The sequence below is a fragment of the Microbacterium sp. genome (assembly GCF_044508325.1).
Lineage (GTDB): Bacteria > Actinomycetota > Actinomycetes > Actinomycetales > Microbacteriaceae > Microbacterium.
The window spans coordinates 16,119-29,512 of record NZ_JBIQHX010000008.1; the positions used below are offsets into that span (position 1 = coordinate 16,119).

Consider the following 13,394-nt stretch of genomic DNA (forward strand, 5'->3'; position numbering starts at 1 on the left):
GGAAGGATGCCGTGGTCCGCCGGCATCCCGCTCCGCCGCCGCTGCTCCTGTGCACGAGCGCACGGATGGCTGCGCCTGTGCAGGAGCGGCTACTGCGGGACGCCCTGCTGCGTGGCGAGAACGAGGACCCCGGACGTGTACTGCTGCCAGCGGGAGCCTGTCCGCGAGTACAGCACGCCGTCGTCGCCGAGCAGGCGCACCGAGCCGAGCTGGTTGCCCCCGGCGATCGCGGTGACCGTGGCCTGGACCGCCGTGGCCGCAGCGAGGCCGCCCACCTCCTGGGTGAAGATCATCGACTCGCCGTCCACGACGCGCACGATGCCGAGGGTGACGTCATCCAGCCACGCGACGGCCACTCCCGGGGAGGGCTGCACGGCGAGACGCATCCACTGGCCGAGCCTGACCGGCACGCCCTGGTCGCGCACCACCCCGGCGATCCACACCTCGGCCTGGCCGCCGAGGTCGGTCAGCGCCGCGATCCGGGTGCCGTCGCGCGAGAGCTGCATGGCGTTGATGCGCGAGGCGCCGTTCCACGCGTCGGCCACCTCGACCACCGTGCCGTCGGCCGCCGTGGCGTGCACGCTCGCGGGCCGGGTGGCCGGCACCGTCCAGATGTAGCCGTAGCGGTCGACGGTGGGCATCACCAGTCCGTCGCGGGCGTCGACGGAGACGTAGCTCTCGTCGCTGTTCAGCCGCATGACCTCGCCCGAGTCCAGCTGCAGGGCGGCGTAGTCCAGATCGGGGCTCAGCTCGATCGCCGTCGGCTGCAGGCCGGATGCGACCAGCCCGTCGCTGATCCCGGGCACGGGCTGCAGCTCGTCGCCGGCGAGATAGCCGAAGCCCTCCTCGGTGAGCACGGCGAACCGCGCATCGACGAGCGTCGTCCGCGTCGGCGCGGGCTCGACCTCGATCTCCACGCTTCCCACGGTCATCACGACGTCGGTGATCCCGGCCGAGATGAGCGATCGCTCCAGCTGCGCCTGCATGCGCGCCAGCTGCTCGGGGTTCAGGCCCAGCGCCGCATCGGGGACCTCGACCTGGGCGACGCCGTCCGCCGACACGGTCACCGCTCCCGGCGCGCCGATGTCGCCGGGGAACGCGGTGACGACCGCTCCGCTGAGCCAGGGGCTGGGCTCGCCGTCGACGAGCGCCCGGACGATGCGCGCCGGCGTCGTCCGGTTGCGCGCGGGGAACCACCGCACGTCGGGCACCAGGTACTCCCAGGCCGGATCGAAGTACATGAGCGAGAACGCTCCGAACACGCGCGGGAACAGTCCGCGGTCGAGGACCACTCCATCGTCGAGCTTGCTGATCCGCCACTCGCCGTCCACCCGCGCCACCTCGAACGGCAGACGTGAGGAGCCCGAGTCGGTCTCGATGTAGGCGCCCGCCTCGTCGACGTCCGCGACCGGCTCCACCGAGAGCAGGAAGGCGGTGGGCGCGGTCTGGGTGAGCTCGCGCGCCGCCTGGTCGTCGACGGTGACGCCGGCCTCGGGATGCCACTGGGCGGCGGCCTGCTCGGTCAGGAACTGGCGGGCGACCTGCCATCCGTCGGTGGGGCTGGTGGCCGCCGCGACGAAGCCCTCGATGATCTGCTCGGGGCTCGCGCCGGGCTGCGGGCTCGAGGGGCGGAAGGCGACCGCGAAGCCGTCGTCCGACGTGTCGGGGGCGAGCCCCTGCTGCACGCTGCCGGAGGTGGGCATGCCGGCGCACGCCGCCAGCAGCACGGCCGCGACCGCGGCGACCACCGGAGCGAGGATGCCCCGCCTCATGCGGCACCCCCCTCCCCGGGCCGGACGCCGAGGACCTCGATCGGCTGGGTGCGGCCCAGATCGTCCAGGGCGGCGCCCGCGTCCGGCTCGAGCGGCACCGGCGAGGTGCCGCCCAGCTGCCGCCCTCGGCGAGGCAGGGTGAGCACGACGTTCGTGCCGCGCCCCAGCTCGGACCAGACCGCGAGCGTGCCGCCGTGCAGCCGCGCATCGCCGAGGGCGATGGACATGCCCAGGCCCGTCCCCCCGATCGTGCGCTTGCGTGAGGGGTCGGCGCGCCAGAACCGGTCGAAGACGCGCTCGACGTCCTCCGGGTTCATGCCGAGCCCGAAGTCGCGCACGCCCAGCGCGACCGCCTGCTGGTCGCTGTCCACGGTGACGACGATGGGCCGGCCCTCGCCGTGCTCGATCGCGTTCCCGAGCAGGTTGCGCACGATGCGGCGCACGCGACGCGGATCCATCTCGACGGGACTGTAGCCCCCGGGGGCGAGCAGACGCACGTCGCTGCCGTGCTGCTCGGCGAGCTGGGCCATCGAGGCGATCACGTCCTCGGCGAGATGGGTCAGGCTCGTGGGCTCGAGCTCCAGCTGCACCGACCCGGCGTCGTAGCGGCTGATCTCGAGCAGGTCGCCCAGCAGCGTCTCGAACCGCTGCACCTGCGCCAGCAGCAGCTCGGCGGCACGGGCGGTGGCCGGATCGAACTCCTGGCGCTGATCGTTGATCATGTCCGCTGCCAGGCGGATGGTGGTCAGGGGCGTGCGCAGCTCGTGGGAGACATCCGAGACGAACCGCTGCTGCACGAGCGAGAGGTCGGCCAGCTCCCGGATCTTGGACTCGATGCTGTCGGCCATCGCGTTGAACGAGCTGCCCAGCACCGCCAGCTCGTCCTCACCGCGCACCTGGAGGCGCACCTTGAGGTCGCCGGCGGCCAGTCGTGCGCTGGTGTCGGCCGCCTGCGCCACCGGCCGGGCCACCGAGCGCACCACGAACCACGCGATCGCGCCGGTGAGCAGCAGCAGCGCGATTCCCGCGATCCACAGCGTCCGCTGCACGAACTGGAGGGTCTGGTCGGTCGCGCTGAGGTCGTAGGCGAAGTACACCGCGAACGCTCCCACCCCGGGCATCGCCAGCTGCTGGCCGACGACGATGCCGGGCACCGTCGTGTCGTCCAGGGGCAGCGCGACCGACTGCCACCACTGGGTGTCTGCGGATTCGGCCACGTGCGCGCGAAGGTCCGCCGAGACGATCGACTGATCGAACCCGCCGGAGTACATGTCCGGAAGGATCAGCGACAGGGGCGAGGAGTCCAGGCGCACGATGGCGAACATGTCGCTGGTGGACTGTCGCACCACCTCGTCGGCGGCCGTCGTCAGCAGCTGCTGGGCGGTGAGCGCGTCGCCTTGCACATCGGCGGCGTCGAAGATGGCCTGGACCGACTGCGCGGCCCGCAGCGACGAGTCGAGCACCTGCTCCTTGCGCGAGTCGAACAGGTCGCGCTGGATGACGATCGACATGACGATGCCGGCCACGAGGATCGCGAGCATGGTCAGCGCCAGGGCGACGACGATGGTGCGGAACCGCAGCGAGCGGCGCCAGAGCCCGGCGAGGTTCTCCGGCCAGGAGCGCCAGTCGCGCCAGTCCACGACCGGGGTGCCCCCGGTCGACGGGGCCCAGCGCCCGGACATGGCTCAGACCGCGGCGCCGGCGCGGTAGCCGACGCCGCGCACCGTCGTCACGATCCGGGGATTCTCGGGGTCGGGCTCGACCTTGGCGCGCAGCCGCTGCACGTGCACGTTCACCAGCCGGGTGTCCGCCTTGTAGTGATAGCCCCACACCTGCTCGAGCAGCATCTCGCGCGAGAAGACCTGCTGCGGCTTGGCCGCCAGCGCCACCAGCAGCTCGAACTCCAGCGGCGTCAGGGCGATGGGAGTGTCGCCGCGGCGCACCTCGTGCGCGGCGACGTCGACGGTGAGATCGCCGATGCGCAGCACCTCGGACTGCGCCTGCGGCACCGGCCGCAGCCGCGTGCGGATGCGGGCGACCAGCTCCTTGGGGTTGAAGGGCTTGACGATGTAGTCGTCCGCACCGGACTCGAGACCCTTCACCACGTCGGCGGTGTCGGTGCGCGCGGTCAGCATGATGATCGGCACGCCGGACTCGGCCCGGATGCGCGTGCAGATCTCGATCCCGTCCATGCCGGGCAGCATCAGGTCGAGCAGGATCAGATCGGGGCGCTCCTCGCGCCACACCTCCACGGCACGGGCGCCGTCCGCGCAGAAGACGGTCTCGAACCCTTCGGTGCGCAGCACGATGCCGATCATCTCGGCGAGCGCGGTGTCGTCGTCGACCACCAGGATGCGGGATGCCATCGGGTCAGTGTGCCCCTTCACGTCGGTATCCACAGAGTAGTGGACGCGGCTGGAGAAGACGCGGAAGAAGGCCCGGAGGATGCCGTGGCCCCGGGCGCCGCGTGTGACACTGGAGGCGTGACCGCCTACCCCGCCTGGACGCCCGCCGCCCGCCCCGGGATCATCCCGCTGCACCCGCTGGGGTTCGGCACGATCCTCGGCCGGTCGTTCACCGCGCTGCGCCAGAACCCGAAGGTGCTGCTCGGGTTCGCCCTGTGCACGCAGGTGGCCGCCTATCTGATCATGATCGTCGCCCTGGGCGGCGTGGCGCTGTGGTCGTTCTCACGACTGGACACCCTGCGGCCCGGCAGCGACGACTGGGACGCCGTCCTCGCGGGCTCGATCGCCCTGACCGTCGTCGCCGGCGTCGTGCTCGGCATCGCGGTCACCGCGCTGAGCGTCATCGTGCAGGGCGTGGTCGTCGCCGAGGTGTCGCGCGAGGTCGTCGCCGAGAAGCAGACGCTCGGGCAGCTGTGGACACGGGTCAGGCCGGTGTTCTGGCGGCTGCTCGGATACACCCTGCTGCTGGCGGTGGCCGTGACGATCGGGGTGGGCCTGGCCGCCCTCGCCCTGTTCGCGATCGGCTCGACCGGCCCGGGGGGCGTGGTCGGGGCGGTGCTGCTCGGCATCCTGTTCCTGCTGGGCGCGATCCCGCTGGGCCTGTGGCTCACCACGAAGCTGTCGCTGGTCACGGCGGCGATCGTGCTGGAGCAGACGACGATCCGCGGCGCGATCGCCCGCTCGTGGGTGCTCATCCGGGGACGGTTCTGGGTGGCGCTGGGCGTCATCGTCATCATCTCGGTGTCGATCTCGGTGCTGGCCCAGGTCGTGAGCATCCCGTTCAGCCTGGCGAGCACCCTCATCTCGACGATCGTCACCCCGACCGGGGAGGCGACCGGCGCCGCCATCGTGAGCCTCATCGTCGCGACGCTGCTGACCGAGGCGGTCATCCTGCTCGTGCAGGCGATCGGCATCGTCGTCCAGGCGACGGCCACCACGCTCATCTACATCGACTGCCGCATGCGGCGTGAGGGACTGGACATCGACCTGCTGGCCTACGTCGAGAGGCGGGATGCCGGCGAGCGCGATCTGCCCGACCCGTACACGCCCCACCCGGAGCGCCCGCACCCTGCGCGGCCCGCGTACTCGCCGACTCCGGCATACCCGTACCCGCCGTACGGAAACGCGGCGCCGGGCGTCTATGCGCCCCCGGCGGGCTGGGCGCCCCCGGCCGGACCGCCGCCCGCGCCCGTCCCGCCCGTCGCTGCTCCGACTCCCCCGGCTCCGACTCCCCCGGCTCCGACTCAGTGGGCCGCGCCCGGGGCTTCCCCCGACGAGGGGCGCGAGCGCCCGTGAGCACCTGGCCTGCCGCGCCGCCGCTCGTCCCCGACCCGGACGAGGCCCGGCGCTGGGCGGAGCAGGAGCTGTCCCGCCCGGAGTACGCGATCACCGAGCCGACTGCGTGGGACCGCGTCGCCCGGGCGGTCGGCGATTTCATCGCAGACCTGTTCAGCAGCCGGCTTCCCGTCGGCTGGGACGGACTGCTGGCGGTCGTGCTGGTCGTCGTAGCCGTCGCGCTGGTGGTCGCCGCGTTCCTCATCTGGGGACGCCCGCGAGCCCTGCGCCGCTCCCGCCCGCAGGATGCCGGCCTGTTCTCCGCCGCCGAGACCTCGGCGGCCGAGCTGCGCGCCGAGGCCGCCGCCCGGGCGGCGGACCAGGACTGGGTCGCGGCCATCGTGCTCCGATTCCGGGGGCTGGCCCGCGGCCTCGCCGAGCGGGGCGTGATCGATCCGCTCCCCGGCGCCACGGTGCACGCCTTCGCGCGCCAGGCGAGGCGGGCGTTCCCCGGGCACAGCGCCCGCCTCGAGGAGGCGGCGGCGGCGTTCGACGACGTGCGCTATCTGCGCAGGCCGGGCACGCCCGAGCTCTACCGGCTGGTCGCCGAGGTGGATGACGCGCTGATCCACGACCGCCCGCTGCAGCTCGCCGACATCCCGGAGTTCGTGTGACCGGCGTCGCCGCGCCGCCGGCGCGCACCCGCCGGGTGTGGGCGTGGGTGGCGATCGCCGTCGTCCTGCTCGTCGTCGGAGGCGCCGGCGCCGCGGTCACCGCATCGCTGCAGTGGTCTCAGCGGGGCGCCCTCGATCCCGACAGCCCCGGCCCGGCGGGAACGCGGGCGCTCGCCCAGGTCCTGCGGTCCCAGGGGGTCGAGGTCACGGTCGTGCGCGACCGCCCGGCCGCCGAGGCCGCCCTCGCTCCCGGCGACACCCTCGTGCTCGGTTCGACGGCCTTCCTCTCCGACGACGCGCTGCGCGCGGTGACCGCGGACGCGGGCCGGGTGGTGCTGCTGGATCCGGGCAGCCGCGACCTGCGCGTGCTGCTGGGCGGCGCAGAGCCGGCCGGTGTCGCCGCCGAGGGTGCGGTGGCACCGGACTGCGCCGACCCCGATGCGGCGCGCGCAGGGCCGGTGAGCCCCGGCGCGCTCTTCACGGCGCCGGCCGGGGTCGTCGGCTGCTACCCGGCGGACGATGGCTACGCACTGGTGGTGCACGACCGGTTCGCCGCCGTCGACGGGGCGGAGCTGTTCAGCAACGACCACCTCGCCGACGAGGGTGCCGCCGCCCTCGCACTGGGGCTCATGGGCGCGAGCGCGCACCTGGTCTGGTATCTGCCCTCGCCCGCGGACGCGGACGCCGGCACCGCCGTGCCCACGCTCGGCGAGCTCACTCCGCCGTGGGTGACTCCCGCCATCGTGCTGCTGCTGTGCGCGGCGACGGTCGCGGCGATCTGGCGCGGACGCCGGTTCGGGCCGCTCGTGGCCGAGCGTCTGCCCGTCACCGTGCGCGCTGCGGAGACGATGGCCGGTCGGGCCCACCTCTACGCGCGCTCGCGCGATGCCGCGCACACGCTCGACGCGCTGCGCGACGGAGCGCTCCGCCGCATCGCGCGCCTGGTGGGCCTGGGCCCCGCCGCGGCGCCGGCCGAGATCTCCGACGCCGCCGCCGACCGCCTCGGGGCGCCGCGCGAGGTCGTGCGCGGCATCCTCATCGAAGACATCCCCGCCACCGACGCCCAGCTGCTGGCCGCCAGCGACCGCCTGCGCGACCTCGAAGCGGCGGTGCGAGCCTCCGTCCACCTCGAAAGGACCGATCCATGACCGATCCCACCGTGCCCGACGCGACCGTGCCCGACGCCCCGGTCGACCCGGTCGACCCGCACCCGGCCTCCCGCGACGCCCTGCGCGAGGGGATGAACCGGGTGCGCCTGGAGGTCGGCAAGGCCGTCGTGGGGCAGGACGGCGTGGTCACGGGCCTGCTCATCGCCCTGCTCGCGCGCGGTCACGTGCTCCTGGAGGGGGTGCCGGGAGTGGCCAAGACCCTGCTCGTGCGGGCCTTCAGCCGTGCGCTGGGACTGGACACCAAGCGCATCCAGTTCACACCGGACCTCATGCCCGGGGACGTGTCGGGGTCGCTCGTCTACGACGCGCGCACCGGCGAGTTCGAGTTCCGCGAGGGTCCGGTGTTCACCAACGTCGTGCTCGCCGACGAGATCAACCGCACTCCCCCGAAGACGCAGGCGGCGCTGCTGGAGGCGATGGAGGAGCGGCAGGTCTCCACGGACGGTGTGACCCGCCCGCTTCCGGACCCGTTCCTGGTGGCCGCGACGCAGAACCCCATCGAGCACGAGGGGACGTACACGCTGCCCGAGGCGCAGCTGGACCGGTTCCTGCTCAAGCTCATCGTCGACATCCCGGTGCGCGACGCCGAGATCGACGTGCTGCGCCGCCACGCGGCAGGGTTCTCCCCCGGCGACCTCTCCGGGGCGGGGATCGAAGCCGTCATCACGGCCGACGACATCCACGCCGCCCAGCGGGCCGCGGCATCGGTCACCGTCACCGACGACGTCCTCGCGTACGTGGTCGACCTGGCCAGGGCGACGCGGCAGAGCCCGTCGGTGCAGCTGGGCGTGAGCCCGCGCGCCTCGACCGCGCTGCTGGCCGCCGCGAAGGCATGGGCGTGGCTGGGCGGATACCCCGCGATCACGCCGGACCACGTGCAGACGATGCTCGTGCCGGTGTGGCGCCACCGCATCCGGCTGCGGCCCGAGGCTGAGATAGAGGGCGTCTCGGTCGACGCGATCCTGCGGTCGGTGCTGCAGCAGACGCGCGTGCCGATCTGAGCACGATGAGCGTCTTCGTCACCGGTCGACTCGCCCTGCTCACGGGCCTGGGCGTCGTGCCCGTTGTGCTGCTGTCGGCGGCGGGAGTCGACGCCTGGCTCGTCGCCGGCTGCTGGCTGCTGCTGTGCGCGGCGCCGGCGGTGGCCGATGTCGCGGCTGCGGGCGACCCCGAACGGCTCCGCGTGGACCGCCGGCTGCCGTCCCGCGCCCGGCTGGGCGAACGGGTCGAGACGCACCTGTGGCTCACCAACGAGGGCTCCCGGCGCGTACGGGGCCTCGTCCGCGACGCCTGGCAGCCCACAGCCGGGGCGCCGGAGCAGCGGATGCCGGTGGATGTGCCGCCCGGCGAGCGCCGCCGCGTCGACGTGCCCCTGCGCCCTCGGCGTCGCGGCGAGCGCACCTCCGGGTTCATCGTCGTGCGCGCCACGGGACCGCTGGGGCTCGCCGGCCGGCAGGCCCGGATCGACGCGCACGGCGCGGTGCGCGTGCTGCCCCCGTTCACCGCGCGCCGGCACCTGCCCTCGCGCGTGGCCCGGCTGCGCGAGCTCGACGGGAGCACGAGCGTGCAGGTGCGCGGCCAGGGCACCGAGTTCGACTCGCTGCGCGAGTACGTGCGCGGCGACGACGTGCGGTCGATCGACTGGCGGGCCACCGCCCGCGCCGGCAGCACGATGCTGCGCACCTGGCGGCCCGAGCGCGACCGCCACGTCGTGATCCTCGTCGACACCGGCCGCACAGCGGCCGCGCGGGTCGGCGACGGGGTGCGGCTGGATGCGGCGATGGAGGCCGCGCTGCTGCTGGCGGCCCTCGCCGGCCGGGCGGGCGACCACGTGCACCTGGTGATGTACGACCGCGTGGTCCGGGCGCGGGTGACCGGGGTCGACGGACCGGCACTGCTTCCCGCCCTCGTCGACGCCATGGCGCCCGTCGAGGCCCAGCTCATCGACACCGACTGGGACGGCGCCTTCGCGCAGGTGCGCGGCCTCACCTCCCGTCCGTCTCTGGTCGTGGTGCTCACCGCGCAGGATTCGGTGGAGTCGGCGCGCGGATTCCTCGGGTCGCTGGGGCTGGTCGCACGCGGGGCGCGCCTGGTCGTCGGCACCGTCACCGACACCGCCCTCGACGACCTGATCGCGGCGCGGTCCACCGCCGAGGAGGTGCACCGCGCCGCTGCCGCCGAGCGCACCCTGCGCGATGCGGAGGAGGTCGCCGGGGCCGTCGCGCGCGCCGGCGGCGACGCCATCGCCGCCGGACCGGACGGGCTTGCGCCGCGCATCGCCGACCGCTATCTCGAGCTCAAGGCCGCCGGCCGGCTCTGACCCGACACGCCGCCTGCCGTCGCCGCCCCCGGGTGCGCGCCGATAGTGTGAGCGCCGGAAAGGAGTCCGTCATGACAAACGACCCCCGTCCTGAATCCTCCGCCACACCGACCCCGATCGATCACACCCCCGCTCCCGCCGGGCCTTCGCTGGCCGCCCGGCTGACCGCGGAGGCGCTGGGCACGTTCCTCCTCGTGTTCGGCTCGCTCGGCGCCGCGCTGTTCGCGGCGACGTTCGGCATCGGCACCGACGACTCGATCAAGGCGATCGGCTTCCTCGGCGTCGCGCTCGCGTTCGGCCTGACGGTCATGGCCGGCATCTACGCGTGGGGCCCGATCTCGGGCGGCCACTTCAACCCCGCCGTCACCGTCGGACTGGCCGCGGCGGGCCGCTTCCCGTGGCGGGATGTGGGCGGCTACATCGTCGCGCAGATCATCGGCGGCGCGGTGGGCACGACCCTGCTGGTGCTCATCGGGCTGTTCGGCCCCGGCAACTGGCTGCAGCAGGCGCAGGCCGGCGGGTTCGCCAGCAACGGGTTCGGCGAGCACTCCCCCGGCGGGTTCGGGCTGGGTGCCGCGATCATCGGCGAGATCCTGTTCACGGCGATCTTCGTGCTCGTGATCCTCGGCGTGACCCACGCCAAGCGCGGCACGCCGATCATGGCGGGCCTCGCGATCGGTCTCACCCTGACGCTCATCCACCTGGTGATGATCCCGATCGACAACACGTCGGTGAACCCGGCCCGCTCGATCGCCGCGGCGATCTACGGCGGCCCGGACGCCCTCATCCAACTGTGGGTGTTCATCGTGTTCCCCCTCGTCGGCGGACTCCTCGCCGGCTGGATCAACAACGCGCTGTTCGACCGCCGAGGCTCGTAGCACGGGGTGCCTGCGGCATCCCCGCACGCGGAAGCGGCCCGCCCCCTGCCTGGGGACGGGCCGCTTCGTCGCTGTGTCAGCGGTGCAGGTCGAACCGGTCGAGCTCGGTGACCTTCACCCACGCGTCGACGAAGTCCTGGACGAACTTGTCGCCGGCGTCGTCGGCCCCGTACACCTCGGCGACCGCGCGCAGCTCAGAGTTCGAGCCGAACACGAGGTCGGCGCGGGTGGCGACCCACTTCTTCTCGCCGGTGACGCAGTCGCTGCCCTGGAACGCGTGCGAGCCCGGGTCCAGCGCCTTCCACTCGGTGCCCATGTCGAGCAGGTTGACGAAGAAGTCGTTCGTCAGCACGCCCGGCCGGTCGGTCAGCACGCCGTAGCGAGATCCGTCCCAGTTGGTGTCGAGCACGCGCAGTCCGCCCACGAGCACCGTCATCTCGGGCGCCGTGAGGTTGAGCAGGTTCGCCTTGTCGACGAGCAGGTGCTCGGCGGGGAGCCCAGAGGCCGCAGCCAGCGGACCGGTGTAGTTGCGGAACCCGTCGGCGGCCGGCTCGAGATAGCCGAACGAGTGCACGTCCGTCTTCTCCTGCGTGGCGTCGGTGCGGCCGGGGCGGAACGGCACGACGATGTCGTGGCCGGCCTCCTTCGCGGCCTGCTCGACCCCCGCGTTGCCGGCGAGGACGATGAGGTCGGCCAGCGACACCTTCTTGTCGCCGTTCGCGCCGTCGAAGCGCTCCTTGATGCCGCGCAGCACGTCGAGCACCTTCGCGGTGCGCTCGGGGTTGTTCGCCTCCCAGTCCTTCTGCGGGGCGAGCGCGATGCGGGCGCCGTTGACGCCGCCGCGCTTGTCGGAGTGACGGTACGAGGCCGCCGCCGCCCAGGTCGTGGCGACCAGCTCGGAGACCGTGAGCCCCGACGCGAGGATCTCGGCCTTCAGGGCCGCGGCGTCCGCGTCGTCGATGAGCTCGTGGTCGACGGCCGGCACCGGGTCCTGCCAGATGAGCTCCTCCGTCGGCGCGAGCTTTCCGACGTAGCGGCTCGACGGGCCCAGGTCACGGTGGGTCAGCTTGAACCAGGCACGGGCGTACGCGTCGGCGAACGCCTCGGGGTCGTCGCGGAAGCGCTGGGAGATCGGCCCGTAGATCGGGTCGAAGCGCAGCGACAGGTCGCTGGTCAGCATGCGGGGCTCGCGACGCTTGGACGGGTCGTGCGCCATCGGCACCATGTCGGCGCCGGCGCCGTTCTTCGGCCGCCACTGCTTGGCACCCGCGGGGCTCTCCATGAGCTCCCACTCGTACGCGAACAGGATGTGGAAGAACTCGTTGTCCCAGCGCGTCGGGTGGTAGGTCCACGTGACCTCCAGGCCGCTCGCCGTCTGGTCGTCGCCCTTGCCGGTGCCGTACGCGTTCTTCCAGCCGAGGCCCATCTGCTCGATCGGAGCGTCCTCGGGCGCGGGACCGACCAGGTCGGCGGGCCCGGCGCCGTGGGTCTTACCGAAGGTGTGGCCGCCGGCGATCAGTGCGACGGTCTCTTCGTCGTCCATCGCCATGCGGGCGAACGTCTCACGGATGTCGTGCGCCAGCTCCAGCGGGTCGGGGTTGCCGCCGACGCCCTCCGGGTTCACGTAGATAAGGCCCATCTGGGTCGCGGCGAGCGGGTTCTCCAGGTCTCGCTTCTCGCCCGGGGTGTAGCGACCCTCGTCTGCCAGCCAGCTGGTCTCCGAGCCCCAGTACACGTCGTCGTCCGGCTCCCACGCGTCCACGCGGCCGCCGCTGAAGCCGAAGGTCTTGAAGCCCATGTGCTCCATGGCGACGTTGCCGGCGTAGATCATGAGGTCGGCCCAGGAGACGGACTTGCCCCACTTCTTCTTGACCGGCCAGAGGATCCGGCGCGCCTTGTCGAGACCGACGTTGTCGGGCCAGCTGTTCAGCGGCGCGAAGCGCTGCTGGCCGGAGTTGCCGCCGCCGCGGCCGTCGGTCACGCGGTAGGTTCCGGCGCTGTGCCAGGCCATGCGGATCATGGCGGGGCCGTAGTGGCCGAAGTCGGCCGGCCACCAGTCCTGCGGGGTGGTGAGCACCTCGATGATGTCGGCCTTCAGCTCGTCGAGGTCGACCTGCTCGAACGCCTTCGCGTAGTCGAACTCCTCGCCCAGCGGGTTGGTCGCGGGCGGGTTCTTGGCGAGGATGCGCAGGTTGAGGCGCTGGGGCCACCACACCTGGTTCGCGTCGCCGGCGGTCGGGTGAGGCTGGGCGTGGATGACGGGGCAGGCGTCGGCAGCCTGCTCCTGTGCCACCTCCTGCTCCTCGTCGGTGGGCGTCGGGACGACGCCTTCGGACCGGTCGATGAGGTTGTCGGTCATGATGTCCCTTCTTCATGAGTGGTGGATTCAGCAGGGGCGCACGCCGGACACGTGCCCCAGAAAGTCACTTCCGCCTCATGCACGCGGAAGCCCTGCGCATCGGAGGGGTCCAGGCACGGCGCGGCGCCGACGACGCAGGCGACGTCGCTGACGGCGCCGCAGTGCGTGCACACCAGGTGGTGGTGGTTGTCGCCGTGATGCAGTTCGAACAGCATCGGGTGGCGGGCCGGCTCGATCCGGCGCACGAGACCCGCTTCGGCGAAGTCGCCGAGGGCGTTGTACACCGACTGCACGCTCGTGCCCGGCAGGTGCGGCTGCACGCGCGCGAAGATCTCCTCCGCGCTGGCGTGCGCACCGGCACTCAGCGCGTCGTACACGGCGCGACGCGGCTCGGTGACGCGCAGCCCGGCGCCGCGGATCGCGGCGGTCGCGTCGAGCATGGCGGGCGGTGTGGTCACGGCATCCATTCTACCGCTTGTTTT

At 72.9% G+C, this 13,394-nt stretch carries 11 protein-coding genes; 6 read left to right on the forward strand and 5 right to left on the reverse strand.

The features are described from left to right. Positions 1 to 89 precede the first annotated feature (89 nt). From ACIWQI_RS08310 to mtrA, 3 genes are read right to left on the reverse strand one after another with little or no spacing between them, the layout of a single operon-like run. On the reverse strand, positions 90 to 1,772 hold the full coding sequence (locus ACIWQI_RS08310; protein WP_396656680.1) for an LpqB family beta-propeller domain-containing protein: 1,683 nt from the start codon (positions 1,770 to 1,772) through the stop codon (positions 90 to 92). Further along, positions 1,769 to 3,454: an MtrAB system histidine kinase MtrB gene (gene mtrB, locus ACIWQI_RS08315; protein WP_396656681.1), complete on the reverse strand. Its 1,686-nt coding sequence runs from the start codon at positions 3,452 to 3,454 to the stop codon at positions 1,769 to 1,771. Before mtrB ends, ACIWQI_RS08310 begins: the two co-directional genes overlap by 4 nt. Positions 3,455 to 3,457: 3 nt before the next feature. Further along, positions 3,458 to 4,138, reverse strand: coding sequence for an MtrAB system response regulator MtrA (gene mtrA / locus ACIWQI_RS08320; RefSeq protein WP_396656682.1), 681 nt, complete (start codon positions 4,136 to 4,138; stop codon positions 3,458 to 3,460). 117 nt (positions 4,139 to 4,255) lie between these two features. Between mtrA and ACIWQI_RS08325 the strand changes: the two genes are divergently transcribed. From ACIWQI_RS08325 to aqpZ, 6 genes are all read left to right on the forward strand, one after another. Then, positions 4,256 to 5,533 carry a hypothetical protein gene (locus tag ACIWQI_RS08325; RefSeq protein ID WP_396656683.1) on the forward strand — a complete coding sequence of 426 codons (1,278 nt, stop codon included), beginning with the start codon at positions 4,256 to 4,258 and terminating at the stop codon, positions 5,531 to 5,533. Continuing rightward, positions 5,530 to 6,186, forward strand: a complete 657-nt coding sequence (locus ACIWQI_RS08330; protein ID WP_396656684.1) for a DUF4129 domain-containing protein — start codon at positions 5,530 to 5,532, stop codon at positions 6,184 to 6,186. The genes ACIWQI_RS08325 and ACIWQI_RS08330 overlap by 4 nt, the downstream gene beginning before the upstream one ends. Next, entirely contained in the window at positions 6,183 to 7,334 is a 1,152-nt protein-coding gene (locus ACIWQI_RS08335) for a DUF4350 domain-containing protein (protein ID WP_396656685.1), read from the forward strand. Before ACIWQI_RS08330 ends, ACIWQI_RS08335 begins: the two co-directional genes overlap by 4 nt. Further along, positions 7,331 to 8,356 carry an AAA family ATPase gene (locus tag ACIWQI_RS08340; protein WP_396656686.1) on the forward strand — a complete coding sequence of 342 codons (1,026 nt, stop codon included), beginning with the start codon at positions 7,331 to 7,333 and terminating at the stop codon, positions 8,354 to 8,356. The genes ACIWQI_RS08335 and ACIWQI_RS08340 overlap by 4 nt, the downstream gene beginning before the upstream one ends. 5 nt (positions 8,357 to 8,361) lie before the next feature. After that, positions 8,362 to 9,675: a DUF58 domain-containing protein gene (locus tag ACIWQI_RS08345; RefSeq protein WP_396656687.1), complete on the forward strand. Its 1,314-nt coding sequence runs from the start codon at positions 8,362 to 8,364 to the stop codon at positions 9,673 to 9,675. Positions 9,676 to 9,746: 71 nt separating this feature from the next. Continuing rightward, positions 9,747 to 10,553 carry an aquaporin Z gene (aqpZ, locus tag ACIWQI_RS08350; RefSeq protein ID WP_396656688.1) on the forward strand — a complete coding sequence of 269 codons (807 nt, stop codon included), beginning with the start codon at positions 9,747 to 9,749 and terminating at the stop codon, positions 10,551 to 10,553. A gap of 76 nt (positions 10,554 to 10,629) precedes the next feature. Here the strand turns inward: aqpZ and katG are convergent, their stop codons facing one another. Together katG and ACIWQI_RS08360 are read right to left on the reverse strand one after the other, a co-directional pair. Next, the gene (gene katG, locus ACIWQI_RS08355; protein ID WP_396656689.1) at positions 10,630 to 12,912 is read right to left on the reverse strand and encodes a catalase/peroxidase HPI; all 2,283 of its coding nucleotides are present in this window, start codon (positions 12,910 to 12,912) and stop codon (positions 10,630 to 10,632) included. Continuing rightward, on the reverse strand, positions 12,909 to 13,352 hold the full coding sequence (locus ACIWQI_RS08360; RefSeq protein ID WP_396656796.1) for a Fur family transcriptional regulator: 444 nt from the start codon (positions 13,350 to 13,352) through the stop codon (positions 12,909 to 12,911). Before ACIWQI_RS08360 ends, katG begins: the two co-directional genes overlap by 4 nt. Positions 13,353 to 13,394: the final 42 nt, after the last annotated feature.

What these genes read in the sequence shown, in the direction of transcription:
- ACIWQI_RS08310 (WP_396656680.1), bottom strand. Translation starts at nt 1,772, where the DNA reads ATGAGGCGGGGCATCCTCGCTCCGGTGGTCGCCGCGGTCGCGGCCGTG.
- mtrB (WP_396656681.1), bottom strand. Translation starts at nt 3,454, where the DNA reads ATGTCCGGGCGCTGGGCCCCGTCGACCGGGGGCACCCCGGTCGTGGAC.
- mtrA (WP_396656682.1), bottom strand. Translation starts at nt 4,138, where the DNA reads ATGGCATCCCGCATCCTGGTGGTCGACGACGACACCGCGCTCGCCGAG.
- ACIWQI_RS08340 (WP_396656686.1), top strand. Translation starts at nt 7,331, where the DNA reads ATGACCGATCCCACCGTGCCCGACGCGACCGTGCCCGACGCCCCGGTC.
- ACIWQI_RS08345 (WP_396656687.1), top strand. Translation starts at nt 8,362, where the DNA reads ATGAGCGTCTTCGTCACCGGTCGACTCGCCCTGCTCACGGGCCTGGGC.
- aqpZ (WP_396656688.1), top strand. Translation starts at nt 9,747, where the DNA reads ATGACAAACGACCCCCGTCCTGAATCCTCCGCCACACCGACCCCGATC.
- katG (WP_396656689.1), bottom strand. Translation starts at nt 12,912, where the DNA reads ATGACCGACAACCTCATCGACCGGTCCGAAGGCGTCGTCCCGACGCCC.
- ACIWQI_RS08360 (WP_396656796.1), bottom strand. Translation starts at nt 13,352, where the DNA reads ATGCTCGACGCGACCGCCGCGATCCGCGGCGCCGGGCTGCGCGTCACC.